Annotated in this window: 24 protein-coding genes; 10 read left to right on the top strand and 14 right to left on the bottom strand. The window is 71.0% G+C overall.

Annotation, left to right across the window (positions count from 1 at the left end; translation table 11 throughout):
- The first annotated feature begins 80 nt into the window (after positions 1-80).
- Positions 81-1,694: an alpha/beta hydrolase gene (locus tag Pmi06nite_RS33500; RefSeq protein WP_203957188.1), complete on the top strand. Its 1,614-nt coding sequence runs from the start codon at positions 81-83 to the stop codon at positions 1,692-1,694.
- Positions 1,695-1,784: 90 nt separating this feature from the next.
- On the top strand, positions 1,785-2,627 hold the full coding sequence (locus Pmi06nite_RS33495) for a GNAT family N-acetyltransferase (protein WP_203957218.1): 843 nt from the start codon (positions 1,785-1,787) through the stop codon (positions 2,625-2,627).
- On the opposite strand, the gene Pmi06nite_RS33490 is transcribed toward Pmi06nite_RS33495, so the two are convergent.
- The 5 genes from Pmi06nite_RS33490 to Pmi06nite_RS33470 all read right to left on the bottom strand — a co-directional run bounded on the left by Pmi06nite_RS33490 (position 2,608) and on the right by Pmi06nite_RS33470 (position 8,863).
- Entirely contained in the window at positions 2,608-2,994 is a 387-nt protein-coding gene (locus Pmi06nite_RS33490) for a DUF3037 domain-containing protein (RefSeq protein WP_203957187.1), read from the bottom strand. The genes Pmi06nite_RS33495 and Pmi06nite_RS33490 overlap by 20 nt on opposite strands.
- Positions 2,994-3,815, bottom strand: coding sequence for a HipA family kinase (locus tag Pmi06nite_RS33485; protein WP_203957186.1), 822 nt, complete (start codon positions 3,813-3,815; stop codon positions 2,994-2,996). The genes Pmi06nite_RS33490 and Pmi06nite_RS33485 overlap by 1 nt, the downstream gene beginning before the upstream one ends.
- Before the next feature lie 540 nt (positions 3,816-4,355).
- Positions 4,356-5,678, bottom strand: a complete 1,323-nt coding sequence (locus Pmi06nite_RS33480; RefSeq protein WP_203957185.1) for an alkyl sulfatase dimerization domain-containing protein — start codon at positions 5,676-5,678, stop codon at positions 4,356-4,358.
- 48 nt (positions 5,679-5,726) lie between these two features.
- The gene (locus Pmi06nite_RS33475) at positions 5,727-8,321 is read right to left on the bottom strand and encodes an AAA family ATPase (protein WP_203957184.1); all 2,595 of its coding nucleotides are present in this window, start codon (positions 8,319-8,321) and stop codon (positions 5,727-5,729) included.
- 128 nt (positions 8,322-8,449) lie between these two features.
- Positions 8,450-8,863 carry an organic hydroperoxide resistance protein gene (locus tag Pmi06nite_RS33470; protein WP_203957183.1) on the bottom strand — a complete coding sequence of 138 codons (414 nt, stop codon included), beginning with the start codon at positions 8,861-8,863 and terminating at the stop codon, positions 8,450-8,452.
- A 206-nt stretch (positions 8,864-9,069) separates the two neighbouring features.
- On the opposite strand from Pmi06nite_RS33470, the gene Pmi06nite_RS33465 reads away from it, so the two are divergent.
- Positions 9,070-10,218, top strand: a complete 1,149-nt coding sequence (locus Pmi06nite_RS33465; RefSeq protein WP_203957182.1) for an acyl-CoA dehydrogenase family protein — start codon at positions 9,070-9,072, stop codon at positions 10,216-10,218.
- On the opposite strand, the gene Pmi06nite_RS33460 is transcribed toward Pmi06nite_RS33465, so the two are convergent.
- Positions 10,203-12,020: a CHAP domain-containing protein gene (locus Pmi06nite_RS33460; protein ID WP_203957181.1), complete on the bottom strand. Its 1,818-nt coding sequence runs from the start codon at positions 12,018-12,020 to the stop codon at positions 10,203-10,205. The two genes, Pmi06nite_RS33465 and Pmi06nite_RS33460, sit on opposite strands and share 16 nt — an antisense overlap.
- A gap of 164 nt (positions 12,021-12,184) precedes the next feature.
- Between Pmi06nite_RS33460 and Pmi06nite_RS33455 the strand changes: the two genes are divergently transcribed.
- A complete protein-coding gene (locus Pmi06nite_RS33455) occupies positions 12,185-12,868 on the top strand; it encodes a PaaI family thioesterase (protein ID WP_203957180.1) in 684 nt (227 codons plus the stop codon).
- Positions 12,869-12,892: 24 nt separating this feature from the next.
- On the opposite strand, the gene Pmi06nite_RS33450 is transcribed toward Pmi06nite_RS33455, so the two are convergent.
- The gene (locus Pmi06nite_RS33450; protein WP_203957179.1) at positions 12,893-14,836 is read right to left on the bottom strand and encodes a serine/threonine-protein kinase; all 1,944 of its coding nucleotides are present in this window, start codon (positions 14,834-14,836) and stop codon (positions 12,893-12,895) included.
- Between the two features lie 120 nt (positions 14,837-14,956).
- Positions 14,957-15,592 carry an NAD(P)-dependent oxidoreductase gene (locus tag Pmi06nite_RS33445; RefSeq protein ID WP_203957178.1) on the bottom strand — a complete coding sequence of 212 codons (636 nt, stop codon included), beginning with the start codon at positions 15,590-15,592 and terminating at the stop codon, positions 14,957-14,959.
- An 88-nt stretch (positions 15,593-15,680) separates the two neighbouring features.
- Between Pmi06nite_RS33445 and Pmi06nite_RS33440 the strand changes: the two genes are divergently transcribed.
- On the top strand, positions 15,681-16,262 hold the full coding sequence (locus tag Pmi06nite_RS33440; RefSeq protein ID WP_203957177.1) for a TetR/AcrR family transcriptional regulator: 582 nt from the start codon (positions 15,681-15,683) through the stop codon (positions 16,260-16,262).
- Between the two features lie 3 nt (positions 16,263-16,265).
- On the opposite strand, the gene Pmi06nite_RS33435 is transcribed toward Pmi06nite_RS33440, so the two are convergent.
- Positions 16,266-16,901 carry a MerR family transcriptional regulator gene (locus tag Pmi06nite_RS33435; protein ID WP_203957176.1) on the bottom strand — a complete coding sequence of 212 codons (636 nt, stop codon included), beginning with the start codon at positions 16,899-16,901 and terminating at the stop codon, positions 16,266-16,268.
- A 182-nt stretch (positions 16,902-17,083) separates the two neighbouring features.
- Here Pmi06nite_RS33435 and Pmi06nite_RS33430 point away from each other — a divergent pair, with 182 nt between their 5' ends.
- Positions 17,084-17,317 carry a hypothetical protein gene (locus Pmi06nite_RS33430; RefSeq protein WP_203957175.1) on the top strand — a complete coding sequence of 78 codons (234 nt, stop codon included), beginning with the start codon at positions 17,084-17,086 and terminating at the stop codon, positions 17,315-17,317.
- 8 nt (positions 17,318-17,325) lie between these two features.
- Here Pmi06nite_RS33430 and Pmi06nite_RS33425 read toward each other — a convergent pair whose 3' ends face one another.
- From Pmi06nite_RS33425 to Pmi06nite_RS33415, 3 genes are all read right to left on the bottom strand, one after another.
- Positions 17,326-18,273 carry an SIS domain-containing protein gene (locus tag Pmi06nite_RS33425; RefSeq protein WP_203957174.1) on the bottom strand — a complete coding sequence of 316 codons (948 nt, stop codon included), beginning with the start codon at positions 18,271-18,273 and terminating at the stop codon, positions 17,326-17,328.
- A gap of 18 nt (positions 18,274-18,291) precedes the next feature.
- The gene (locus Pmi06nite_RS33420) at positions 18,292-19,377 is read right to left on the bottom strand and encodes a hypothetical protein (RefSeq protein WP_203957173.1); all 1,086 of its coding nucleotides are present in this window, start codon (positions 19,375-19,377) and stop codon (positions 18,292-18,294) included.
- A gap of 92 nt (positions 19,378-19,469) precedes the next feature.
- Positions 19,470-20,093, bottom strand: coding sequence for a TetR/AcrR family transcriptional regulator (locus tag Pmi06nite_RS33415; RefSeq protein ID WP_203957172.1), 624 nt, complete (start codon positions 20,091-20,093; stop codon positions 19,470-19,472).
- A 103-nt stretch (positions 20,094-20,196) separates the two neighbouring features.
- On the opposite strand from Pmi06nite_RS33415, the gene Pmi06nite_RS33410 reads away from it, so the two are divergent.
- Positions 20,197-21,471 (top strand): glycosyltransferase, encoded by a 1,275-nt coding sequence (locus Pmi06nite_RS33410; protein ID WP_203957171.1) that lies wholly within the window; start codon positions 20,197-20,199, stop codon positions 21,469-21,471.
- A 75-nt stretch (positions 21,472-21,546) separates the two neighbouring features.
- Here Pmi06nite_RS33410 and Pmi06nite_RS33405 read toward each other — a convergent pair whose 3' ends face one another.
- Positions 21,547-22,179 (bottom strand): hypothetical protein, encoded by a 633-nt coding sequence (locus Pmi06nite_RS33405; protein ID WP_203957170.1) that lies wholly within the window; start codon positions 22,177-22,179, stop codon positions 21,547-21,549.
- A 178-nt stretch (positions 22,180-22,357) separates the two neighbouring features.
- Between Pmi06nite_RS33405 and Pmi06nite_RS33400 the strand changes: the two genes are divergently transcribed.
- The 3 genes from Pmi06nite_RS33400 (at position 22,358) to Pmi06nite_RS33390 (ending at position 25,665) form a co-directional block, all read left to right on the top strand.
- Positions 22,358-23,485, top strand: a complete 1,128-nt coding sequence (locus Pmi06nite_RS33400) for a sensor histidine kinase (protein WP_203957169.1) — start codon at positions 22,358-22,360, stop codon at positions 23,483-23,485.
- A complete protein-coding gene (locus Pmi06nite_RS33395) occupies positions 23,482-24,135 on the top strand; it encodes a response regulator transcription factor (protein ID WP_308442548.1) in 654 nt (217 codons plus the stop codon). Before Pmi06nite_RS33400 ends, Pmi06nite_RS33395 begins: the two co-directional genes overlap by 4 nt.
- A 132-nt stretch (positions 24,136-24,267) precedes the next feature.
- The gene (locus tag Pmi06nite_RS33390; RefSeq protein WP_203957168.1) at positions 24,268-25,665 is read left to right on the top strand and encodes an aminobutyraldehyde dehydrogenase; all 1,398 of its coding nucleotides are present in this window, start codon (positions 24,268-24,270) and stop codon (positions 25,663-25,665) included.
- Between the two features lie 144 nt (positions 25,666-25,809).
- Here the strand turns inward: Pmi06nite_RS33390 and Pmi06nite_RS33385 are convergent, their stop codons facing one another.
- Positions 25,810-26,544: a GntR family transcriptional regulator gene (locus Pmi06nite_RS33385; RefSeq protein WP_239114378.1), complete on the bottom strand. Its 735-nt coding sequence runs from the start codon at positions 26,542-26,544 to the stop codon at positions 25,810-25,812.
- Positions 26,545-26,573: the final 29 nt, after the last annotated feature.

The raw sequence follows: 26,573 nt of genomic DNA, 5'->3' as shown, positions 1-26,573 counted from the left end.
CCGTTCGTGTGTGCGAGGTGTAGCCGTACGATCACGTCCGGGAAGCTGGCCTCTGCCGTGTGAGCAGAGGGAGCGTGCCGGTGAAGCGGGTCGTCGGAGTGGTCGCGGGTGTCGCGATGCTGGGTGCCGTGCTCGGGATCGGGCTGGACGGGGCGCGGGCCGCGCCCGGCCGGGAGATCGTCTGGGGAGCGTGCAACCAGAACAGGACGTCGCCGCTGGGCACGGCCCTGAGCTCGGGGCCTCAGCCCATTCCACGGCGGGATCCGCCGCCCGGCGCCGTGGAGTGCGCGCAGGTGCGGGTGCCGCTCGACCACTCCGAGCCGCTCGGTCAGCAGATCTCGCTGGCCCTGACCAGGGTCAAGGGCTCGGCCAGCCGTGACGGCAATCATCTCGGCGTGCTGCTGGTCAACCCCGGCGGGCCCGGCGCGTCCGGCCGGCCGCTGGCGAGGTACGTGGCCGCCACGCTGCCGAAGGACGTGGCCGCGAGATTCGACGTGATCGGCTTCGACCCCCGAGGGGTGGGCGCCAGTGAGCCCGCACTGAGCTGCGTCGATCCCACGCGCTTCTACGCCGCGCCACGTCCGGACAACATCCCGCGCGTCCAGTCCGACGAGGACGTGCTGATCGCCCGGGCACGGAACTACGCGCAGAGTTGCGGCAACCGGTATGCCTGGTTCCTGCCGTACCTCACGACCGAGAACACCGCACGGGACATGGACTCGATCCGGGCGGCCCTGGGCGAGGACAAGATCAGTTATCTCGGCTACTCGTACGGCACGTACCTGGGGGCCGTCTACGCGACGTTGTTCCCGCAGCGGGTCCGCCGTCTGGTGCTCGACAGCGTGGTCGATCCCGCGGGCGTCTGGTACGACGCGAACATCGCCCAGGACTTCAGCTTCGACCGGCGCCACAGGGAGTTCCTGTCCTGGGTGGCGCGCAACGAGAGCGTGTACCGCCTGGGCCACTCGCAGGCGGCCGTGAGCTTCGCCTGGTACGCCATGCGGGCCCGGCTCCACGCGCAACCCGCCGGAGGCGTCGTCGGCTCCAGCGAACTGGACGACATCTACACGGCAGGCGGATATACCAGCCGGTTGTGGCCGAGACTCGCCCAGGCGTTCTCCGACTACGTGCTCAGGGCCGACGCCGCAGGCCTGGTGACGCTGTTCCACAGTGAGTCCGAGGTGGACGCGAAGGAGGAGAACTCCTACGCCGTCTATCTGGGCGTCCAGTGTCGCGACGCCGTATGGCCGCGAAGCTGGGATCGGTGGCGGGCCGATACGGCGAGTGCCAATGAAAAGGCCCCCTTCATGGCCTGGCCCAACGCGGTCTACAACCTGCCCTGCGCGTTCTGGCCCGAACGCGGCGGAACGCCGGTCAAGGTGGGGACCTCGCAGGTGCCTCCCGTGCTGCTGATCCAGTCGGTGCACGACGCGGCCACGCCGTACGAAGGGGCGTTGAGCATGCGCGCGCTCTTCCCGACCGCGCGGCTTCTCACCGAAGGTGGCGGAGATCACGGTGTGTCACTCGCGGGCAACCCGTGTGTCGATCGTCACCTCGCCGCATATCTGCGGGACACGAGCCTGCCGCCGGAGCGGAGGGCCACGCGCGGGACGGACGCCACCTGCCCGGCCCAGCCCGAACCCCGGCCGGTGAGCCGGATGGCCGCGCGCTCCCCGGTGGTCGCGGCCCGGTAGGCCGCCTGGGGCGTTCGAAGGAGGCGAGCGGCCGGTCGTGTCTGATCGGTAACTTCAAAAGCCGGGCTGCTCGCGTAGGCTTGGGCCGTGATGCTGCGTACATCGGCGTCGCGCGTGCTCGACGACAACGATCGCGAGGAGGTGCTGGCGCTCCTCGACGCTGATCCGGTCGCCAACGTCTTCGTCGCCTCCCGGGTCAGGACCGTGGGATTGAATCCCGGGCGCCTCGGCGGTCAGATGTGGGGTTTCGGGCCGCGTGGCGGGCTCGTGTCCCTCTGTTACGCCGGTGCCAACCTGGTGCCGGTCAACGCCGGCCGGGAGGCCGTACAGGCGTTCGCCGACCGCGCGCGCAAGCAGGGCAGGCGCTGCTCTTCGATCGTGGGGCCGGCCACCGCGGTCGAGCAGATGTGGGAACGCCTCGAGCCGCACTGGGGGAGCGCCCGCGCGATCAGATGGGCTCAGCCCGTCATGGCGACCGCCTCGGCGCCCGCGGCCGAGCCCGACCCTCTCGTCCGGCGGGTCAAACCCGAGGATTTCGGCACCCTGCTGCCGGCGTGCGTGGCCATGTTCACCGAGGAGGTGGGCGTCTCTCCGGACAACGGCGACGGCGGGGCGCTGTACAGGTCGAGGGTCGCGGAGCTGATCCGCATCGGCCGCTCCTACGCCCGGATCGAGGACGGCCAGGTCGTCTTCAAGGCCGAGATCGGCGCGGTCACGCCCCAGGCGTGCCAGGTCCAAGGCGTGTGGGTGCATCCCGACTTCCGCGGGCGCGGCCACGCCGTCGCGGGCATGGCGACCGTGGTCGAGCAGGCGCTGAAGTACTTCGCGCCCCTCGTCACGCTCTACGTCAACGACTACAACCTGTCGGCCCGGGCGGCCTACCGCCGGGTCGGCTTCCGTGAGGTCGACACGTTCATGTCCGTGCTGTTCTGACCAGCCTGCCCATGAGGTGGTCGAGCTCGGCTCCGGGATCGCCGGTCAGTCCGGCGTGCACCGGGCCGGTCTGCACGATCGTGCTCTTGGGCGCGGTGAGCCAGCGGAACCGGTTGCCGAGCGACTCCTTGCGCAGCGGGCCCACGTCGTCGCCGCAGGCGATCTCGTAGGCCGTGAGCGCGTGCCGTACGCCGGGGAGGTCGACGGTGGCGCAGAGGGAGAGCAGCCGGGCCTCATCGAGCTCCACGCGGGCGCAGAGGTAGCCGCGGGGCTGGCAGTAGACGATGACCCCGGCGTTGACCAGCTCGCCGCGCTCGACGCTGGGCATCACGCGGATCACGGCGTATTCGTAGACGTCGCGGCTCATCACTGTCCCCCTCGCGTGGCGCGCCAGAAGCCGCCGATGGTGCTCTCCTGGCGCCGCGCCGCGGGCGGGGACGCCGTGAGGTCGGGGAGCCAGGCGCGGGGCCCCTGCGCGCGGGCCAGCAGATGGTCGCTGTAGGCCTGCCGTACGGCGGAGGCTTCGGCGAAGCCGGGCTCACCGTCGAGCCATTCGCCGGGGACCAGGCCGACGACCTCGTCGAGCAACTCCCGGGTGATGAGGGCGCTGAGGTCGGCGTCCGCGGCGGCGAGCTCGGTCGCGTAGGGCGCGAGCACGTGATCGCTCGCGTCGTAGCGCCGCTGGGGATCGGCCGTCGGCCAGTTGTGGTGGAACCACAGGGCGGCGCCGTGATCGATCAGCCACACGTCACCGTGCCAGACCAGCAGGTTGGGGTTGCGCCAGCTGCGGTCGACATTGTGGATGAGGGCGTCGAACCACAACAGCCGCGAGGCGAAGTCGGCGTCGGGCTCCCAGGCCAGGGGATCGAAACCGAGTGCGCCGGGGAGGAAGTCGACGGCGAGGTTGTGGCCGGCACTGGCGGTGAGCAGATCCTGGATCTCCTCGTCGGGCTCGCGGGCGCCGAGCTGGGGGTCGAGGTCGATCACCTTGAGTTCGGGGGTGAGGAATCCGAGCCGCCGGGCCAGCTCGGCACAGATGATCTCGGCGACGAGGACGCGGCGGCCCTGTCCTGCGCCCCGGAATTTCACGACATATGTGCCGAGGTCGTCGGCTTCGAGGACGCCGGGGAGGGAGCCGCCCTCTCGGAGGGGAGTGACGTATCTCGTCGCTGTGATCTCATCCAGCACGACACGAGGCTACCGCCCCCTCCCCCACGCCCCTCCTCGCCTTCCGCGTGATCATGCACAGGTTCGGAAATCGCCCACGTGACCAGCCCATTAGTCGGGCGTGATCATGCATGGGTTCGCCGCCATGCCCCCCGACCTGCTCGTTGTTCAGGCGTGATCATGCGCAGGTTCGGCGAAACCCTGTATGAGCTGGTTCTTCTTGAAGCGTGATCATGCACGCTTTCGGGAATTCGACCCCCGGCCTGGTCGGATCCGCTTCGTGGTCATGCAGGCGGTGCGGTCGATGGCTGCGCAACTGGATGAGCGCGGCTCATCTGCATGATCACCGTGTGTGTATATGCAGGTCAGATGGCGTTGCGCCGAACCTGTGCATGATCACGAACACGGAATGGGCAGCTCGGCGGCCATGTCTCCGAACCTGTGCATGATCACGCGTGAACGACGGGCAGGTCGGGAGCCGTGATCCCGAACCTGCGCATGATCACGCGCAAAAAGGTCCTGCGGGGCGGGCGTGACCCCTCCGCACGCCCGCCTGCAGGATTACCGGGCAGCGCCGGGTATCCACCACATCTGGCCGCCGGCCACCTCGTGATAGACGTCGAGGATGTCCAGACCAGTGATCTTGCTACGGGACTCCGCCGCGGCCCAGGCGAAGATGCCGCGTGCGAGCGCTCCCGTCTCGTCCTGCACGCGAAGGGCGTAGACGCGTGCCCTGATCTCGTGCACCTTGTGATCGTCGGGGTCGGCCTGCGCCGCGAGCTCCGCGAGCTGGCACGCGAGCCGCAGGTCGCCGTCGGCCGCCGCCACGATGGCCCGCCCCGCCAGTGACGCCGCACCCGACGCCAGGTCGGCGACGGCCTTGGCGAACACCGCGTCCGGCGCGGGCTTGAGATGGGCGGGGTTCCCGTCGTGCCAGCCTCCGTGCAGCCGCCAGATGTTGCGGACGATGAACTCAGGCTCGTCGTACAACGGCTTGAGGTAGACCCGGTGGGCGAGTTCCTGAGGCGGCTTGACGGTGTGCAGGATCTCGTCCAGGCGGACGCCCGCGTTCATCAGGTCGAGTGTCTGCTCGACCAGGCTGTCGAGGTAGTCGGCGGTGTCGACGAGCGCCTGGCGCACCCGATCGGCCCCCGCGATGGGCAGTCCGTGCCCGGGAAGCAACAGCTCGGCGTTCATGGTGGCCATCTTGCGCAGCGCGACGGCCCACTCGTCGGGGTACCGCTGGACCTTCTGCGGCCCTCCCGCGCTGGGCGCCACCCAGACGAACAGGTCGCCGGTGAGCAGGACGCCGCGCTCGGGCAGGAAGGCCCAGGTCGCGTCGTCGGTCTCACCGCGGGCGTGCCGCAGCTGGAAGGTGACGTCCCCGAGCGACAGGTTCATCCGGTTCTGGTAGGTCAGGTCGGGAACCCGGTAGCTGGTCGGCCAGGTCATCCGGATGAAGCCGAACTGCCTCTGGTCGATCACCGTGTTGTAGCCGGCCGTCCGGCCGTACCTGGCGAACCGCCGCGCCATGCCCTCATGGGCGACGACGATGGGCCGTGGGCCGTTCTCCTCGTCGAACGCCTCGGTGCCGGCGACGTGGTCCATGTGGCCGTGCGAGAAGATCGCGTACTTGATGGGCTCGTCGGACCACTGCCTGATCGCCTGGTACATGGCCGGGGCGTCGACGGCGTTGCCCGTGTCGAACAGCGCCAGGCCCTCTTCTCCCCGGATCGCGTAGACGTTGCCGAACGCCGGCCACATCGCCACGCCGTAGGTCACTTCCTGGGCGCCGGCGGCGCGCAACGCGGTGAGGGGGACCTCGTCGGGCCGCACCATCCCACGCCAGACCTTGTCGGCGTATTCGAGGATCGGCGAAGTCATGTTCCAGATCCTGGCTGTTGTCCGGTTCCTTCGGCAGTAGGGAGGTCCCTAGAGCTCCCCACGCGCCACGGCCAGCGCAAGCTCCACACGGGACCTGAGACCGGTCTTCGCGTAGACGCGGGTGAGGTAGACCTCCACGGTCTTGCGGCTGTAGTGCAACTCCTCGGCGATCTGGGGATTGCTGAGGCCGTCGGCGACCAGCGCGATCACGCGGCGCTCGCTCGGGGTCAGCCCGCTGTCGGCCGTCGGGGCGAGGCCGGCCTCGCGCATGCGGCGTTCGGCCGCCTGCTGCCACGGCGTCGCGCCCAGCCTGACGAAGATCGAGTGGGCCCGGGGCAGTTGGATGTGGTCGCCGAGCACGCCGAGGACGAACCGGGCCTGGGCTTCCTCGAACGGCAGGCCGTCCGCCCGCGATTTGTCCAGTGCCGCTTCGGCCCGCGCGCGGTCGCCGAAGGCGCGGCCCATCGCCAGATCCGCGGCGAGCTGAGCCCGCGGCGTCCCGGCGGCCGCGTGTTCCGAGAGCTGCGCGGCGGCCGTCCGCGCCGCAGCCTCGTCGCCCGACGACACGTGCAGCAGCACCTGTACGGCCAGAGCCCGGTGGAGCACGTCGGGAATGCCACATCCGATGGCGTGCTCCAGTTCGCGCCGCGCGGTGGCCCGGTCGCCGCGGAGCAGCGCGAGCCTGGCGCTCGACGTGCTTCGCAGCCCCGTCTGCATGGCGCATTCGGGCGGAGGGTCGGCCAGGACGCTCTCCACTTCGTCGGTCTTGCCCTGGTCGAGGAGGATGTCGAGCTGGATGTTCCGCAGCAGCGCGAGGTTCTCCAGCAGCCCGGCCTCCGCCATCGCGCCCATGCCCGCGACGATGTCGTCGAGAGCCCGGTCCCATTCGCCGCCGAGCCGTCGCACCACCGCCATGGTCCGCACGTATTGCCCGGCGATGTCGTGCCAGCCGAGACCCCGGTGGATCTGCTCGGCCTGGTCGAGCAGCTCGATGGTCCGCGAGCGCAGCCCGGCGACGGACGTCACGTGGGCCGCGGACTCCAGGGCCGCCAGCCGTGCGCCCGGCGGCAGGGCCGCGGAGTATCCGAGGAGGTCGTCGACGGACCTCTGCGTCGCCGCCCAATCGCCCTGGATCACCGCGCGGATGGCGAGTGATCCCGCCGCGATGACGCGATCCTCCGGCGGGCAGTCGAGAAGACCCTCCTCCACGCGTCTGACCAGATCGGCGTCCGGGTGGCCCAGCTCGGCCTTGATCATCGCCTGCTGCGCGAGCAGCGCCGTCGGGTCGTCGGCGTGGGGAAGTTGCCGGGCGGCGACGGCCAGGGCCACCTCGTACCATCCCATGGAGTGGGCGGCCGCGACCGCGGTGCAGGCCGTGCGGGTGTGCCTGCGCCCAGGAGGCAGCACGGCGAGCGCGCGTTGCCCGGAGTTCAGCGCCAGCGCCGGCCGGGAGCCCTTCCAGTACGACATCGCCTGCCTCGCCAGCAGATCGCCCTTGTCGTCGGCGATCTCCGCCGCCCTGCCGTACCAGTGGGCGGCCGACAGCGGCGCCGTCCAGCGGGTGAGTTTGGCCGCGCGCATCATCGCGGTCAGCGCCTCGTCGGGCGAGCCGCCCTCGGCGACGTGGGCGGCCCACTCGAGGACGCGGCGTGTCCCGGTCAGGCCCTCACGCTGCAGCCACTCGGCGATCCGAGTGTGCACTCTGCGCCGTTCCGTCACGCCGAGGTCGTCGTAGAGGGCCTCGGCGACGAGGGGGTGGGCCAGGCCGTACCCCTCGGCCGTGCGGGTGACGACGCCGTCGCGGACGAGGCCGTCGAAGGCGTGCTCGGCCTCGCGTGCCCCGAGCCCGGCGAGCTCGGCGAGTGGTTCGAGGTCGGTGTTCTCCCGGGTCCGCGACAGCGCGGCCAGCACCTTCGCGAGGGTCCTGCCGCCCTGGTCGCGCTGGAACAGACGCCGCAGGATGGCGCCGCGGCGGGCGCCCGGGTCGGGCGACCACACGGCGCCGCCCTGGACGAGGCTCAGCACCGCCTCCTGGGCGAACCACGGGTTGCCCCGGCTGATCATGTGCACGCGGCGGACGATCGTGTCACTGGGCGTACGGCCGAGCAGGGTGGTGACCAGCCCGGCCACCTCCGGCATCGACAGCGGCTCCAGCCGGATGGCCAGATCCACGTCGAGAGCCGGAGGGCGGCGTGCCGTTCCCAGGATGGCCACGCGCGGGACGCGGTGGGGGAGCCAACGGAGCACGCTGAGCGTGTCCGCGTCGGCGAGGTGCAGGTCGTCGATGGCGAGCAGTGTGCGCCCCGGCAGGGACGCGAGCAACTGGGCGGCGAGCACGGCCGGGGCCACGGGGGAGTGGCCGAGCGCCGCCTCGTCGATCGCCCCGTACAACTCGGCGAGCTCTGTCGGCGCCTCCTCGCCCAGCGAGGCGAAGGCTCCGGCGAGCGGCGCGTATGCCAGACCTCCGTCGAGCTCCCTGGCCTGGCCGCGCAGCACCCGGAAGTCCGGGAGCCGTGCGATCACCTCACCCAGGAGATGCGTCTTCCCGATGCCGGGCTCGCCGCCGATGAGGACCATCTGCGGCGGCTCCGAGAGAGCGGAGACCACTTTGTCCAGAATGTCGGCGCGGCCCACAGTGACCACCCGCGAATCCACGGTCGGCGGTCACCCCCTTCACACCCGTCCCCTTGTACGAGTAGGACGCCGCGCAATGCTTGAACGTTCACAGGAAATGTGACGCCGTATGGCCGTGATCGCAAGCGGTTCCGCGTTTATTCGATGACGAGATCGACGGGGATGTTGCCGCGGGTGGCGTTGGAGTAGGGGCAGACCTCGTGGGCCGTCTCGACGAGCTTCGTGCCGACCTCGCCCTGAAGCTCGTCGGGCAACTCGACCCGGAGCACCACTCCGAGGCCGTACCGGCCGCCTTCCAGAGGCAGGAGGCTCACCTCGGCGGTCACCGAGGCGTCGGAGGCGTCCACCTTCATCCGCTTGGCGACGAGGGACAGCGCGCTGGCGAAACACGCGGAGTACCCCATGGCGAACAACTGCTCGGGGTTGGTGCCCGCACCGTCGCCGCCCATCTCGACGGGCCGGGACAACTGCAGATCCAGCTTGCCGTCACTCGTGCGGGCGCGGCCCTCGCGGCCAGTGGCGGTGCCGATCGCGGTGTAGATCGCTGACATGGCGTCTCTCCTCAGATGTGTGTCCCACTACTTCGCCTACAAGACCCGACGCCGTGCCGATAATTCCTGCGCGGCTCGACTTCGGCTCCACGACCGCTGTGCTGGATGCGCCGCCGTACGGCCAGGCCCGCGCAGCCGGCTCTTCGTGCATCCTTGGCAGCCTTCGCCATGGCGCATCGCCCCGCGTAAGCCGTACATGTCGGAGTGTGGAGACGAATTTCCCCTTCGCCGACCATCAGTTGGCGTTCGCGTTCGCGGTGCGGGAGGTGCTCGCCGAGCACTGCCCCGCGGCAGCCGTACGGGAAGCGAGCCGTGCGGTGCGACGGGACGGGCGCCTCCCCGCATGGTCGCAACTGGCCGATATGGGGTTCTTCGGGATGCTCGTACCCGAGGAGCAGCAGGGCCGGGGCCGCGGGCTCGCCGGCTCGATCCTGGCGTTCGAGGAGACCGGCAGGGCGGCGCTTCCCGGCCCGGTGGTCGAGACGGCGGTGGTGGCCCCGCTGCTCGTGGAAGACGGTGACCTGCTCCTCCAGTTGGCCGCCGGGAAGCTGTGCGTCTCCGCCCGCCTCGGCGACCAGGTCTACGCACCGGACGCCGATCTCGCCGACCTGCTGATCGTGGAACGGGACGGCGAGTCGTGTGTCTTCCCCGCGGCCGGGCTACGGCTGACGCCGCAGGCAGGGGCCGATCCCGTACGCCGCCTGTTCAGCCTGACCGTCGGCGCGGGGGAGCGCACGGACGGCCTCGCGAGCCGTCCCACTGGCCGTCCCACTGGCCGTCTCACCGGCCGTCTCACGGAGGCGGGGACGGCGCGCCGGTCGACGGCGACGGCGGTGCCCGCTCTGGAGGCGGCGACCGTCGCGGTGGCCGCGCAGTTGGTGGGGCTGGCCAGACACGTGCTGGACGTCTCGGCCGATCACGCCAGGAGCCGGAGGCAGTTCGGCATGCCTGTGTCCGCCTTTCAGGCGATCAAGGGGCGGCTCGCCGACGTGGCGGTCGCGATCGACCTCGCCGCGCCGGTGGTCTACGCGGCGGCGGCGGCCGTAGACCGGGCGGGACGTGGCGCGGTCGCGGCGAGCGGGCTGGACCGGGCGGTCAGCGCGGCCAAGGCGACCGCGGGTGAGGCCGCGACGAGGGCCGCGGAGACGGCGTTGCGCGTGTACGGCGCGGCCGGGTACGCCGATGAACTCGATCTGCGGTTGTGGCTCGCCCGGGTGTGGTCCCTGGTCTCGGCGTACGGTGACACGGGCGTCCATCGGGCCCGTCTGCGCGCCGCCGTCCTGGGCGATCCCGCTCTCCCGTCCGACCTTCCCCGGGCTGTGTCGCCGCAGGGAAGGGGTCAGGACTTGCGGTGACGGCCCTTGGGGCGACGTGGCCGAGCGGGAGACGGCCGCTCGTTCGATGCCGCCCCCGTGTCTGACGGTGACGGCTCGTCCCCCCGTTGCACGTCCGATGCGCGCTGTTCAGCGTGGTGCTCGTCCGGCCTCGTGTGCGTGTCCGAGGTACGCCGGTCGCCGAGGGGTACGGCGGCGGGGATGCCGGTGCGCTCGTCCTCCAGAGTGGTGCTCCAGAAGGCTTCGAGCGCGTTCGCGAGCCCGTCGCTGCCCTGGTAGAGGCTCGGGCCAGGGCTCGTCGGCTCCTCGGGGGCGCTGCTCGGATCGGGCAGGGCGGGCATGAAGTAGACGGGCTCCGCCTCCGGAGCGGCGCTCGGTCCGGCCGGGTGCGCGTCGGTCACATGTGCGTCGGCCGGGTGCGTGTCGGTCGCATGTGCGTCGGCCGGGTGCGTGTCGGCCGGGTGCGTGTCGGCCGGCTGTGCGTTCACTGCGTCTGCGTCCGCGGGTGGCGGCGACGTGGCCGGTCGGTTCACCGGCATCGTCGGCCAGGGCGTGGGCAGCGGCACATCCGCGCGGTCGGCCACGGCGTTCGCCCGGACGGGAGTGAACCATCCACCCTGTTCATCGGATGCGGTGCTCCCCGGCATCCGGCCTGCTGGTGAATCGAGGATCGTCCGCGCGGCGCCATCGGCGGAGGCACGCCGTAGGGAACCTCGCCGGACCTTCACGTAGGCGGCGGCCAGCAGGGCGACGAGCAGCGGGCTGATGATCGCTGTATCGCCGAGTTGCGGGGGGATGCTCGGAAACGGCTGGAAATCGGCGACGGGCCGGGTCGTCGTCGGCTCGAATACGGAGGCGGGCGTCGTGTGGGATGCCGTTCTCGCGTCCGGGTCGGAGTAAGCCGTCGTTCCCGCGCCGGCCGAGGCGCCCGTCGTCATGACCGCGTCCCGCACGGTCGCCGATGCGCCGTCCGTGAGGCCGGCGCGCGACAGATGGTGGCGCGGCGGGGACATCGTCTGATGGGCGGTCGCGACGGGCGCTGGTGACGGCGCGGGCGAGGTCGCCGGTGACGCGGAGGGTGTCGTCGTGGGGGAGGCTGCCGGTGACGCGGAGGGTGTCGTCGTGGGGGAGGCTGCCGGTGACGCGGAGGCCGTCGGCGTGGGGGAGGTCGCCGGCGATGTGGAGGATGAGGTCGCCGGTGTCGCGACGGGCGCCGTGGCGGGGGACGCCGTGGACGGCGTGGCGGGCGGTGCCGTGGATGTCGCGGCAGGGGGTGCTTCGGCAGGTTGGGGGGCGGGCGTCGGCAGGGACATCGTCTGGTGGGCGGTCGCGGCGGCCGTCGCCCTCCCCGCCTTGATGACCTTCTGCTCCTGGTGCGTCCTGATCTTCTCCGGGTACCCGTATCCCACGACCGAGCTCTGGTCACGGACCTGCTCGCGGACCTGCCCGCCACCGGTGTTGCCCTCGATCGTGTGGATCTTGTTCCCGGCGATCTTGACGACGATGCCGACGTGGTCGATGCCGCCGATCGTGCCTGTTCCCGCCCAGTCGAAGAAGACGACGGCGCCGGGCACCGGGGTGGACCCCCAGGCGTGATGCTGCTTGAACCACCGCGCGTGGCCGACCGTGTAGGCGAACTGCCCGAACCAGGGGGCGTAGCCGAGCTTGTGGGCGCCCCACGACAGGAACATGTCGCACCACGGCTGGCTGGTGTAGTCGGCATCGTTCTCGACGGTGTCGTACCAATGTCCGAACTTGGTGTAGCCACCCGCCTGCTCGCCGTATCCGACCTGGGTTTGCAGGAGGTGGAGAAGTTTCTTCATCTCGGGGCTCATGCGAAGGGTGGGCCTGCCGTTCGGTCGAGGGGTTCTGGTGACGTGGCACGTTACCTTCGCAAAACGGCATATATCTAGACAAAGTCAAATCTATCTACCTAAACATGACAAATCGGCCAGGTAGGGCTAGAACATGTTCTAGAATCGGCGCCATGACGATCGAACTCGCCAACGGGGAAGCGCAACTGGCGGCCCTGGCGGTGTTGTCCCAGCAGACGAGGGAACTGATGGACGCGGTCGTGCTGACCGACGTTGACGAGACCGAGATCGCGGCCGTGACCGCAGAACTCGTGGCTCTCACCGAGCGCCTCCGGGCCGTCCGGCGCGACACCGCGTTGCCGCACGAGTTCGCCCCTGACGGAACGTTCCGGCATCTCGGCAACGCCGTCACCGGCGCGTGCAACCCCCATGCCCTGCCACTGGAGGTCGAACGGTCGCCCGAGGGCGGCTCCCGTGCCGATGTGAACTTCCGGCCCGCCCATGAGGGGCCGCCCGCCGGAGTGCACGGCGGCGTCAGCGCGATGATCCTCGATCATCTCCTCGGGGACGCCGTGGCCGCCTCCGGCCGAGGGGGCGTGACGGGCACGCTGACCATTCGTTACAGGCAGCGGGTCCCGTACGGCGAGCGGGTCGTGGCCACCGCCAACGTCACCCGCAGCGAAGGGCGCAAGACCTGGGCGGACGGTTCGATCGCCCTTCCCGACGGCACGCCGCTCGTCGAGGCGACCGGCCTGTTCGTCACCCCTGAGATGTGGATGCGACCGGTCGAGCCCGGTCAGCAGCCGGCCCCGGTGAACGGGCCGCCGCCGACGAGGGGCGCAACGCCCGCGCAGTAGGGCCCGGTCAGAGGAAAGGCATGGTCACGACGCGAGGCCCGGCTCGCCCTGACTCGGCGAGACGGGCTCCTGCGGGGTGCACACCTTCCGGATCGACGCCCGCTGCGGGCCGTTCGCGGAGCCCGGCTCGGTCGTGACCACCGCGCTGAACTCCGTAACCCTCTTCTCGCAGTCGGCGGGGCCGAGGTCGGCGCTCGCGCTGAAGGAGTAGGCCGTCCGTCCGCGCAACGTCCGCGTCACCGTGTCGACGACAGTGCCGTTCCGGCTGAACTGGACGGTCACCCGGACCGGGCCGGTGCCGCCGGTGCCGATGTCGGCATCGACCTCCGTGCCGTCCCAGCCGGAGATCTTGACGCTGTCGACCGTGGGAGAAGGGCAGGGCGCCCCCGCGACCCGCAGCGTCGTGGTCCGCGTGCCGCCCGGTGCCGCCGGAGAAGTGCCGGCCTCGATCCTGCGGTAGACGGTCGTGTCGCACTCCGGGGCGGGGAAACCCTGCTGGACTCCCGTGTCATAGGAGGTCGCGCCCGCCAGCGGGATGATCTGCGGAGGCAGGGGGTCGAGATCGTCCGGTGCCGGGCCTTCGGAGAAGCGGACCGTCAGCGTGACCTTCTTGCCGTTCGCGGCCCGCACGTGGATCGTCGCCGACTGCCCGTCGAATCCGTCGATGCCGAGACTCGTCACCTTCGGCGGTGCCGGCTTGGGTGTGATCACCGGGGTGCCTGACGGCGTGACGCCGGGCGGAGACGGCGACCCGGGCGGAGGATCGGCCGGAGGATCGGACGGAGGGTCGGAGGGGGCGCCGGCCGGGGGATCGCTCGGTGACGTGCCGGTCCCGGCGGGCGCCTTGGAACGGCTGGGCGAGGGCGTCGGCGACGGGGTGGAGGGTCCGGCGGACGGCCCCGCGTCCTCCGCGTGCACGGGGGGCACGATCGGCGAGTCGCCGGCCACCGGGGTCTGCCGGTTCGCCGCGACCAGGGCGGCGACCACCACCGCGGACAACACCGCGCCGCCGACGGCGAACCGGGGCACGGAGGACCGGAGCCGGCCGGACAGCACGGTGCGGGCGACCGAGGTGGCCACCTCGACGGGCTCGGCAGGCTTGGCGAGGGGGAAGGCCAGAGCGAGGAGGGTGGCCAGCTCCGCGAGCCGGCGACGGCCACGCTGCTCCCAGTCGGGTCCGTAGCCGGCGACCGCGGCGTCCTCGAGCTCGCCGAGGAACGTTCCCGCGGTCGGCGGCCGGTCCGCCGGGTTCTTGGCGAGACCCCGCGTCACCAGGCCCCGCACCGCGCTCGGCACCTCCTCGGCGGGGATCGGCGCGGTCTTGTGCCGGTGGCGCAGCCCCGCGAGGTGATCGGCCCGGTACGGCCTGCGCCCGGTGAGGCACTCGAAGAACACGCAGGTCGCGGCGTAGACGTCGGTGGCCGGGCTGACCGCGCCGTCATCCCACTGCTCGGGCGCCATGTAGGGCGGCGTGCCCGCGGGGACGCCGGGCTCGGCGCCGGGCGTGGCGATGCCGAAGTCCGACAGCTTGCTCGCCCCGTCGGCCTGGACGAGCACGTTCTCCGGCTTGTAGTCGCGATGGACGATGCCGGACGCGTGGGCGAGGGAAAGGCCGGTCAGCGAGCCCTTGAGCACGACCAGCGCCGCCTCCGGGCTGGTCGCGCCGTGCTCGCTCAGGATCCGTCTCAGCGGAACGCCGTCGACCAGTTCCATGACGATGGCGGCGCCGTCGCGGGTCTCGACGTACTCGTAGAGCCGCACGATGGCGGGGTCGTTCAGCTCGACCATGATGCGGGCTTCCTGACGGAACCCCCTCAGGAAACGCGGGTCGCCGCGCAGCCCGTCATGCAGGTACTTGATCGCGACGTAGGCCCCGGTGGTCGAGTAGGTCGCGAGCACGACCCTGCCGGCACCGCCGGTGCCGAGCTCTCGCACTTCCCGGTATCCGGGAACCGACCAGGCGATCATGACGCGGCCCCTTCGGATAGCCCTGCACCAAGGTCTCACCCGAAAGGCCGATTGTCACCGGAGCATAATGTCACCGCATGGATGTAGTCCTGACGCCCCTTCGCGGGAACGCGACGGCGGTCAGTGGGCGATCCCGACCGTCGCCCTGATCGTCTCGGGCGAGGTGACGGCCGTGAGCACGTAGTGGGCGAGGTCCTCCCTGGAGATGGTCAGCCCGCCCCGGACGCAGTCGTTCAGCGCCGTGCGGTAGACGCCGGTGGCCGGCTTGTCGGTCAGGCGCGGAGGCTGGATGACGGTCCAGTCGAGGTCGCGGCTAAGGATCTCCCGTTCGAGCAGGCGGGCGTCACGATGGACGTGGCGTAGTGCCGTCGCCCGCGCCATCCGGGTCAGCAGGCGCTGGAGCGGCGCGGCCGACGGGTCGTCGCCGAGTGCGTTGGTCACCACGACGAGCCTGCGGGCGGCGTGTCCGTCCTGCTGCCCGGCCATGGCGTCCATGACGTTCCGGCCTCCCTGCGAGTACAGCCGGGTGGGGCCGGCCTCGCTGGGCCCCGCGAGGAAGACGACGGCGTCGGCTCCCTTCACGTCGAGCGTCTCCGGTGCCAGCACGTCGCCCTGCCGTACGGAGAGGTTCGGATGCCGCTCCGTCACGGCTTCGGGCTTCCTGGCGACCGCGACCACGTCGTGGCCCTCCGCGAGCGCGAGCCGTACGAAATGGCGCCCTGTGCCGCGCGTGGCGCCGAAGACAATGATGCGCACTGTGCCCCCAGATGGATGGTTAGTAAGCACTCACTCACCCATATAGTGGTGAGCATTCACTCACCCGTCAATACCGGAAGAGTCATACGTGGGCACTCGCGACCGCATCGTCGCCGCGGCCGAACAGGTCATCAACGAGCTCGGCCTGGCCCGGGCGACCACCCGGGAGATCGCCCGGGCGGCGGGCTGCTCGGAGGCCCTTCTCTACAAGCACTTCAGCCGCAAGGAGGACCTCTTCCACGCGGTGCTGCTCGAACGCATGCCGGCGCTGACGCCCGCCGTGGCCAGGTTGAGCGGGCAGGTCGGCGTCGCGACCGTGGCGGAGAACCTGGAGGAGTTCGCCCGGGCGGCGATCGCGTTCTACCGCAGGTCGCTGCCGTTGAGTTCGGGGCTGCTCGCGGAGGCGTCCCTGCTGACCGGCTTCCGCGCGATGCTGGCGGAGACCGGCGGCGGCCCGCACCTGCCCATCCTGCTTCTGGGAGCCTACCTGCGGGAGGAGCAGAAGATCGGCAGAGTCGACGCGGACGCGGACCCCGACAGCGCGGCGGCGCTTCTGCTGGGCGCCTGCCACCACCGGTCGGTCCTCGGGAGCCTCGTCGACCTGGGGCCGGACGACGCCGTGGCACCCGGCCTGGTTGCGACGCTCATCGCCGGGCTCGCCCCGCGATAGGGGTCACGCCTCCAGGATCCTGGCGGACTCCGACTCCTGCGCGAGGCGCCGGAACACGTCGAGGGCCTTGCCGTACATCACGGTGCAGATCACCAGCGTCTCCACCGCCACGTCGCGCGGGCCGTCGAAGGGGATCTTGCCCATCTCGTGGTCGCGGGCCAGATCCATGGCCGTCCTAGCGTATACGAGCAGGTCCGCTTCGGTGGCGGGCATGCCCAGACGTTCGAGCGTGACGAGTGTCTGCGCGAGTTCGTCGCGGCCGGGCGCGAACGGGCCGACCCGCCATCCCAGGCCGGCGATCAGCCGGTCGACGTCGTCGCGCGCCCGTGCCCACTCCTCGTCGCCGGCGGCGTGCGGCTCCGGAGGGGAGGCGAGGGCGTAGTGGGCGGTGCCCAGCATGGTGTGGACGTCGGTCCGCTCGTCCTCGACGGCCTCGATCACCTTGCGTATCGCCGCGACCGGCACCCGTCCCACCTCGAGAAGCGCGCGAATGAGGCGGAGCCTGCGCAGGTGGGCGGGGCCGTACTCCGCGCGCGTCGCCGAGGTCTGCTCGCCTTGGGAGAGAAGTCCCTCGCGCAGGTAGTACTTGATCGTCGGGATGGGCACCCCGGATTCGGCGCTCAGCTGGGAGATCCGCATGGGGGGATAATAATGGATAGTCCGGCTATCCAGCGTGTGCGCACAGGGTGGCCGATGTGCCCTGAGCGACCGTAGTCACTCTCGGGGCCGATGGGCTACGCTCCGTCTACCCTCTGATCTGAGCACCGGTCGATCTGGTCACCGGTCGATTCTGGGGCACCGGACAATCGCGCGGAGAACCCATGGGCAGGCACAGGCGCGGGAAGACGCAGGGCATTCACACCGTGGGGGATCTCATCGAGGCATTGGAGCGCTACGACTCCGACCTCGAGGTGAGGTTCGCCGTCCAGCCGCGCATGCCCATGGGCCACACCGTCGGGCCGCTCGCCGAGTACGACGAGATCCTGTGGATCGGTGAGGCCGGATCCGACGGCTACGTCCCCGACGGCGCGGCCTCCCGCCTGGGCTGGCGCTGACCCCGGGCTCAGGCCCGCGCCGAGCGCCAGTAGGCCGCCGCCACCAGTTCGGCCACCAGAGGCTCGGTGAGCAGGGCCACGTCGGGATCGTCGTCGTGAAGGTAGCGGACGGAGGCGGCCTGCCCCTCGAGGTCCCCGCCGACCGTGAGGACGGTCGACCCCCGCTCGCGGATCCACTCCATCGCCTGCTCGTCGTAGCGTGATCCCGGGAACATGATCGCCCGGTAGTCGTAGGTCTTGGTCAGATACACGTCCACATGGGCCCAGTCGCCCGTCTCGCAGGCGTCGGCCTGGCGGCGCGGTCCCTCGCGGAACATCAACGCGGACTGCTCGGCGGACGACAGCCGCTCGGCGGGGGCGATCGTGTAGACCCCGTGCGGGCCGTCGAGCAGGCGTGCGGCCTCCGCCAGCCAGTCTCCGCGCCGGTCGAGCAGGTCGGCGGTCGCCTCGGCCGCCCTCCGCACAAGGGCCGGGACCTCGCCCTTCCCCGTCATCGCGAGCAGGAGGGCCAGGGTGTGCTGGAAGGTCCGGCAGGCGACGCCACCGGCCTCCTCACCTGCCGTCATGGGCACCACGAGGTCGGCGCCCTCTGTGACGGCGGATCCCGGCCTGTTGGTCATCGCGACGACGAACGACCTGCCGATGTGGCGGGACAGCGCGTCGAGCGTCTCCCGGCTGCCGCCCGACGCCGAGATCGCGACCGCCACGGTCCGCGGCCCAGGAAGGGTGCCGGCCGACGCGGAGGCGTGCTCGGCGACGGCGTCGACGCCGGCCGCGCGCAGCCGCTGGGCCGCGACCCCCGCGGCGTACCGCGAGCTGCCCATCCCGAGGAAGACGATCCGGTCGTAGGCGTCCGGCAGTCCGTCGAACGGGTCGCCCCCGTCGAGCAGGCCGGCCAGCCTGCCCAGGGCCTCCGGCTTGGCCTCCAGATCGGTCACGAACAGCTCAGCGTCCACACCCACCCCTTGTCGTGATCACGCGAACCATGCCCGCAGCACGCCCATGGGGGCGTACCGCCAGCGCGCCAGATGCCGGGCCGCGTAGATCAGCTCGCGGCATTCCTGCTCGATCTCGAACGGCCTGACCAGCGACCGGTCGAGCAGGTCCGCCTGTCCCGCGTCCGCGAGGCCGTTCTCGTAGGCCGTCCCCAGCTTCCCCCTGACGGCCGTCACCCAGGCGGCCGTCGCCGCCGGGTCCGCCGACCGCCGCAACATCGCCACCTGGCCGACGTGGTCGAGGCTGGTCAGCAACTGCGCCAGGTCACGTGCCGCGGGCTGGAACACCTCGGCCTCCGTCACCGTGGGGTTGCCGTCGAAGTCGACCACCGCGTAGCCGTCACGCCACTGGAGGATCTGCCCCACGTGCAGGTCACCGTGGATGTGGATCAGTGGCGTGCGGCCGGCGGACGCCAGCGGGGCCGTCTCGGCCAGCAACGCCCCGGCGCGACGCGCGAGCCACTCGCCGTCGTCCCCGTCGGTGAGTTCCAGGGCCTCCCGCCACGCGCCCTCGGCCCGTGCCGCGAAGGCGGGCCGGGGCGGGAGCCGTACGGGATCGGGGAAGGCCTCCGACGGCGACGCCATCGCCGCGTGCAACTCGGCCGCGAGGCGCCCGATGTCGGTCGCGAAGGCGGTGCGGCCGGCGACCGCCTCGTCCACGCACCACTCCCAGCCGTCGCGCGCGCCGGGCAGGTAAGCCGTGACCAGGGCGACCAGCGCGTCCTCCCAGAAGATCACGGCGTACGGCGTGGCCGTCCGGGTGAACCCCGCGAGATGGGTGAGCAGGGCGGGAGCGGGATGAGGTGCCCGGGAAGGGACGGGGAACCACTTGACGACCACGGTCTCACCCGCGATGACCGAGTGGTTGGTCTGGTCCACGGTGATCGCCCGTTCCCCGGGCGGCACGTCGGGCAGCGGCGCGAGGGCCCGCACGGTGAAGGGCGGCGGTGGGGCCGCCCCCCGCGCCAGAGCCCGCACCACCGACTCGGTGACGCCGGCGCCCGCCTCGAGCGCGAGCGTGCCGTCGGGCCGCCGCTCCACGGTCGGCCACGGCGAGTGTTCCACGCGATCTCCTGAATCAGAGTTCAACTTCGGCGACGGACGTCGAGCTCATGATGGAAGCACGAGTCTGAGCCGGGCCGCAACAGAACCGGCGGTCAGCGGGGGATGGGCACGGCGGGCGTGAGCGGGTTGCCCGTCGCGAGTCGCGCGTAGCCGAGGACGAGTTCCACGGCGGTCTCCGCGTCGATCGAGTGATGACGGGCGACGACGCGGTAGCCGTAGGCGTCCTCGAGGGCGACGAGATTGCGGCCGATCGTCTCGGAGTCCCCGGCCAGCGTGAAGACCCCCTGGGCGGCCCCCGTCTCCAAGATGGCCTGGTACATCGAGACCTGCCGGTCGAACAACGTCGTCAGGAGCGTGCCGTACACCCGGTTGCGCCCGGCGGCGCCGCCCAGTTCGCACAGGAGGCGGACGCCGGCGTCGTCGGGGCCCTCCGGGAGGCCCGAACGGATCGTGGTGATCAGCTTCCGCACCGGGTCGGCGATGCCGGCGGCCTTCCTGATCCGCTGTTCGTAGAAGCGCTCCATCCCCGCGTGGTGCGCCTCGATCAGCAGGTCGCGCAGGTCGGGATAGTGGTAGAGCACGGCGCCCGACGTGAGACCGGCCATCTCGGCGATCTGGTTGAGATGTACGCCCTCGGCGCCGTGCCGGATCATCGCCCTGCGGGCCGCGTCGATGAGGTCGGCCCTGCGGTCCGCCCTGCTCTTGCGCTGGGTCATTGCACTCCGATTCACCGCACCCGCCGCGCGGTGCCCCAGCCCTTGACGGGAACGCCGGCCGCGCATTTGAATCTCAATTCAACAATATCCAGGGAGCCCCCACATGACAGACAAGCGACTCACCATCCTGTTCATGCCGGAGAGCGCCTACGGGCCGACGAACAACTGCATCGGGATCGGCGACGTCCTGCGCCGGCGCGGTCATCGGGTGGTGTTCGCCGCCGAGGCGTCCTGGAAGGGGAAACTGGAGGCGCTGGGCTTCGAGGAGGACCTCGTCGACCTCGCTCCGCCGGCCGAGGAGGAGCAGGATCCGGGGCAGTTCTGGAAGGACTTCATCCGTGAGACGGCCCCCGAGTACCGCAAAAGCACGCTGGAGCAACTGGAGACGGTGACCAAGCCGATCTGGGAGGCTCTCGCCGACGGTGCGAAACACTGCGAGCCGCAACTCAAGGACATCATCGGGCGCGTCAGGCCCGATGTGATCGTCGAGGACAACGTCATCGCTTTCCCCGCCCTGGTGACGGCGGGTGTGCCGTTCGTTCGGATCGTGTCGTGCAACCCGCTCGAGGTGAACGGCCCGGGGGTCGCACCGGTCTTCTCGGGACTGCCCGCCGACGGGACCGGATGGGCGGAGTTCCGCGCCGAGTACGACAGGACCCACCGCGAGTTGTGGACCTCCTTCAACGAGTGGGTCGTCGAGCAGGGCGCACCGGCCCTTCCCGATCTCGAGTTCATGTACGAGGGGGACGCCAACCTCTACGTCTATCCCGAGATCGTCGACTACGTCGCCGACCGGCCGCTTGACGCCTCCTGGACGCGGCTCGACTCCTCGGTCAGGGAGACCGACGAGGAGTTCACCCTGCCGGAGATCCCGGGAGACGGCGCGCTCGTCTATTTCTCCCTCGGCTCGCTCGGGTCGGCCGACGTCGAGTTGATGCGCCGGATCATCTCCGTCCTGGCCGGCACGCCCCACCGCTACGTCGTCTCCATGGGCCCGCTGCACGAGGAGATCGAACTGGCCCCGAACATGTGGGGCGCCGAGTTCCTGCCGCAGACGAAGATCCTCCCGCTGGCCGATCTCGTGATCACCCATGGCGGCAACAACACGACCACCGAGGCGCTCCACTTCGGCAAGCCCATGATCGTGCTCCCGCTCTTCTGGGATCAGTACGACAACGCCCAGCGGGTCGACGAGACCGGCTACGGCGTCCGCCTGGACACCTACGGCTTCACCGACGACGAACTGGTGGGCGCCGTCGACCGGCTTCTCGGCGACACGGATCTCCGGTCGCGGCTGGAAGCGGCCGGTGAGGAGATCCGCCGGAGAGACGGCCTGCGCGTGGCCGCCGACGTGATCGAGAAGATCGCCGTCAGGTGATCTCGCGCTGAGCAACGGGCAGCCGGGCCTGCCCCTCCGCAGGCCCGGCGCGACGCCACGGGCGTCCGATCGTCGTCAGGCGACCGTCTCGGCCATGGGGGTCACGAGAGTGACCTGACGTGACCGCAGGGCCAGCAGTCCGAACGCGATGAGCAGCACGCAGTACATGAGGACGGCGTTGTACGAGGTCGGCGAGAAGTCGGCGACCAGGGCCAGGAACCCGGCGGGCGCGAGCCAGACGGGAAGCAGCCGGGCCCGCCAGAGCGCGATGGTCAGCACGGTGAGACCGAGGTCGAAACCGAACAACAGCATGGACAGTTGCAGCGTGGCCGCGAGGCCGTTCGACATGGCCTCGTTGGCGGGAGCCACGGCCGCCGCGTCGCCGATGAGGGCGATGTCGCGGGAGGCCAGCAGAACCATGGAGTGCGAGACCATCGCCAACGCTCCGATGACGGTCATGGTCCCGCCTATCCGGGCTGCGAGTCGGCCACGCTCGCGCACCGTGCCGACGAGCCCGATCACGCCCACGGCGAACAGAGCGAAGGCGACGAAGGCGAGGACGTCGGCGAGCAGGTAGGCCGTGGAGTTGGCGGCGATCAGTTCCAGTTCGGCGGCGGCGGTGGCGGGCTCGTCCCTGGGCTCTATGAGCTCGGAGACCAGGGCGAGCGTCGGTGCGGCGACGAGAGCGATCTGAGGGAGTTTGGGCATTGCATCCTCCAAAGGCTGGTTCTTAGCGGTCCCGACCCTCCCAGCGGTCGCGGCTCACTACACCCGCCCGTGGTAGGGGCCATGCCCGTCCAGGGACGGAGTCCGACCGGTACTCCAGGGGGAGGCCGGGCCGTGCGCGCTGATCTAGGCTGCGCGGGTGCGGCAAGACTGGCGAAACGTGGTCATTGATCTCGGCCCGGCGATCGGCCTGCTCTCCGTGGGACTCCTGGAGCTCCCGGGCTCCGGGCTGGCTCCGGAGGCGGTGCAGCAGCATCTGTTCGCGGTGCTCGTGTCGACCATGGCGCTGGCGGTACGGCGCCGCCATCCGCTCGCGGTCGCGCTCGCTGTCGCGGTCACGGTGATGGCCACATCGCTGGGTGCCGAGCCGCCCGACGAGGTGGCCGTGCTGCTCGCCGTGATCGTGTCGGTCTTCAGCGCCGCGGCGTACCTGCCGACTCTCGTCATGGTCGGCGCGGCCGCCGCGAACGCCGCCGCGCTCACCGTCTCGATCCTGACCGACACGGCGGAGACCGACGCATCCAGCGTGGCGACGGGAATGGTCCTGTTCATCGTCCTTCCCGCCGCCGTGGGCGCCGCGTACCGGCGGCGGCGCCTTGCCACGCAGTCACTCGAGGCGAGGGCCGAGGAACTGGAGCGGCAGGCCCGCGGAGCGGTGGCCGCGGAGCGCCGGCGCATCGCCCGTGAGGTGCATGACCTCGTGGCGCACTCGGTGAGCGTCATCGCCGTGCAGGCCGAGGCGGGTAAGCGGGTGCTGGACGGGGGCCCGGAGGCCACGGGCGGCGCGTTCACGGCGATCGCCGACGCCTCGCGATCCGCGCTTGTGGAACTCGCCCGGCTCTTACGCCTCCTGCGCGAGGACGAGGCGCCGGTCCCGATCGAACCGCTGCAGCCGCAGCCGGGACTGTCCGATCTCGACTCGCTCGTGGCTCGCATCGGCGCCGCGGGACTCGACGTACGCCTGAAGATCGAAGGCGAGGCGCGGCCGCTCGCGCAGGGCGTCTCATTGTGCGCCTACCGCGTGATTCAGGAGGCGCTGACCAACACCCTCAAGCATTCCGCCGCCGACCAGGCCGACGTGACACTTAGATACGGTCAGAACGTGCTCGATCTCGAGGTGCGCACGGCAGACGACGGGTCCTCGTCCCCGCCCGCCGGTGGCACCGGGCGTGGCCTGATCGGGATGTGGGAACGTGTCGCCCTCTGCGGCGGCCGCCTGACCCTCGACATCTCGAACGGCTTCGCGGTGCGGGCCAGGTTGCCGGTGACCGGACAGGTCACATCGTGATCCGTGTCGTGGTCGCCGACGACGAGATGCTGATCCGGCAGGGCCTCACCGCGATCCTGACCGGTGAACCGGATATCGAGGTGGCCGAGGCGGCCGACGGGGTGGCGGTGCTGGCCGAGGTGCGCCGTACGAATCCGGACGTGGTGCTGATGGACATCCGGATGCCGATCCTCGACGGCGTCGAGGCGACCCGGCGGCTCACGAGGACCCAGGCCGGCGTCCGTGTCCTCGTGCTGACCACCTTCGACCTCGACGAGTACGTCTACCAGGCCATGCGCGCGGGGGCGTCGGGGTTCCTGCTCAAGAGCGTCCCGCGGGAGCACCTCGTCGCCGGGATCCGGACCGTGGCGGGGGGAGACGCCCTGCTCGCGCCGGCCGTCACCCGGCGTCTGCTGGAGGAGTTCCTCAACGGCCCGCCACCGGGATCCACGACGCCGGTCCTGCTCAAGGGGCTGACTCCGCGCGAGCTCGACGTGCTGCGCCTGGTCGGCAGGGGCCTTTCGAACACGCAGGTCGGGGCGGAGCTCTTCCTCGCGGAGAGCACGGTCAAGACCCACGTGACCAACCTGCTCGCCAAGCGGGGGCTCAGGGATCGGGCTCAACTCGTGGTGCTCGCGTACGAGTCGGGTCTGCTCCGCCCAGGGATGTAGGCGACCGCTTCCGAGCCGAGTCGCCGACCGGGTCGTCCCGGCCTCGGTGACCGCTTGAGCGCCCGGCCTGATGCGCTGTTCGAATTCGCCCACGCGCTACTGTGCTCCGACTGAGCGCGGAAAGGGATCCACATGACCACCCTGATCAATCCCGCGGACGGGCGCACGATCGGCGACGTGCCGGACACCGCGGCCGAGGACGTCGCCGGAGCCGTCCAGACGGCTCGGGAGGCCTTCGAGCAGTGGCGGGACGCGACGCCGGGGGAGCGGGCCCGCGTGCTGCTGCGCCTCGCCGACCTCGTCGAGGGCGACGCCGACGAGCTGACCCGGCTGGAGGTCGAGGAGACCGGCAAGCCCGCGGCCGTGTTCAGGGACGGGGAACTGCCCTTCGCCATCGACAACCTGCGGTTCTTCGCCGGAGCGGCCAGGTCGCTGGAGGGGACCGGCGCGGGCGTGCTCAGCAAGGGATACACGTCGGTCCTGGTCAGACGGCCGATCGGTGTCGTGGGGTCGATCTCGCCGTGGAACTTCCCCTTCATCATGGCGGTCTGGAAGGCCGGCCCGGCACTGGCGGCCGGCAACGCCGTCGTCATCAAGCCCGCGCCGCGGACGCCTCGCACCACGCTGCGGCTCGCCGAGTTGTTCACGGCGGCGGGCGCTCCCGACGGCCTGCTCCAGGTCGTCACCGGCGGCGCCGACGTCGGCCAGGCGCTGGTGACCGATCCCGGTGTCGACATGGTCAGCGTGACGGGCTCGACCGAGACAGGGCGGGCCGTGATGCGGGGCGCGGTCGACGGCCTCAAGCGGGTCCATCTCGAGCTGGGCGGCAAGGCGCCCGCCCTGGTCTTCGAGGACGCGGCGCTGGAGGACATGGCGGCGGGCGTCGTGATGGGCGCGACCTACAACACCGGGCAGGACTGCACGGCCGCCACCCGGGTCTACATCGACAGATCGCGGTACGGCGAGGCCGTCGAGGCGCTGCGGGACGCCCTGTCCCGGGTCCGGCCGGGCGACCCGTGGGACGAGGGGGCGGACATCGGCCCCCTGATCTCCGCGGCCCACCGTGACCGGGTCCACGGCTTCGTGAGCCGCGCCTCCGGCCGGATCGTCTGGGGCGGCACGCCGATCGACGGGCCCGGCTTCTACTATTCGCCCACGCTCATCGCCGACGCCGACCAGTCGAGCGAGATCGTGCAGTCGGAGATCTTCGGCCCCGTGCTCGTGGCCGTCCCGTTCGACGGCGAGGACGAGGCCGTGCGGCTCGCCAACGACACGCCGTACGGCCTCGCCTCGTCGGTGTGGTCCGCGGACGTGTCGCGCGCGCTGCGGGTCTCGCACCGGCTCGACGTGGGGGTGACGTGGGTCAACGACCATCTCCCCATCGCGTCGGAGGCCCCGCACGGCGGGGTCAAGGGCAGCGGTTTCGGCAAGGACATGAGCCAGGAGGCGGTGCAGGAGTACTCGGTCACCCGGCACCTGATGATCAAGCACGCCGCCCCGCAGGCCCGCGACTCCTTCCGGCCGGCCTGACCGGTGGCGCCCCGGGCCGGGGCGCCCCGGGCGGGGGCGCCCCGGCACGTCTGCGGCGTGGTGCCTGTCCGAACCGGGGCATCCCGTCATGCGGCGTGGTGCCCGCCCGGGCCGGGCGCCCTTGTCATGCCGGATGTCGCGGCGTCAGCCCGAGGCGGCGTCGAAGTGCAGTTCTGAGGTCACCCGGTAACGGTCACCCCGGTAGATCGACCGGGTGAACTCCACGATTCCGCCGTTCACGTCGCGCGTCGTCCGCTCGACCATCAGCGCGGGGAAGTGTTCGGGCACGCTCAGCAGCACGGCCTCGGTCTCGTCGGTGACCGTGGCCTCGATGGTCTGGACGGCGCTGCGGACGTCCACCCCGAACCGCTCGCGCAGCACGCGGTAGAACGAGCCCGACTCCATGTCGTCGGGGACGAGACCGTCGACCAGCACGTGGGGGAGATGGAGCCGCTCGATCGCCATCGGCTCGTCGTCCACCACGCGCAGCCGGACCACGCGCAGGACGAGCGCGGCTGGGGCGAGTTGCAGCCGCCTGGCGAGCTGCGGGCCGGCCGGCGCCGAGCCGAACTCCAGGATCCTGCTCAGCCAGTGGCCCTCCGCCGGGGGCGCGTAGAACGATCCGCTCGGCGTCGCGGCCAGGGCCTGGGTGACCCGGTGCGGCCCCGTGAAGGTGCCGCGGCCGTGCTCCCTCACGAGCACGCCCGATCGGACGAGGTCGTCGATCGCGGCGCGGAGGGTCGGCCGGGAGACTCCCAGCTCCTTGCACAGGTCTCGCTCGGAGGGGATGGCCTCACCCGCCTTCATGTCGGCGACGAAGTCCAGCAGGAAGTCCCGCACGCGGTCGCGTTTCAGCCCGGCTCCCGTGTTCAGAGTCACGCCTCGACCTTACCAAAGCCTTACCAGTT

The organism is Planotetraspora mira (genome assembly GCF_016863275.1).
Lineage (GTDB): Bacteria > Actinomycetota > Actinomycetes > Streptosporangiales > Streptosporangiaceae > Planotetraspora > Planotetraspora mira.
Note: the sequence above shows the minus strand (reverse complement) of the source record. Positions and strands in the feature narration are given on the sequence as shown.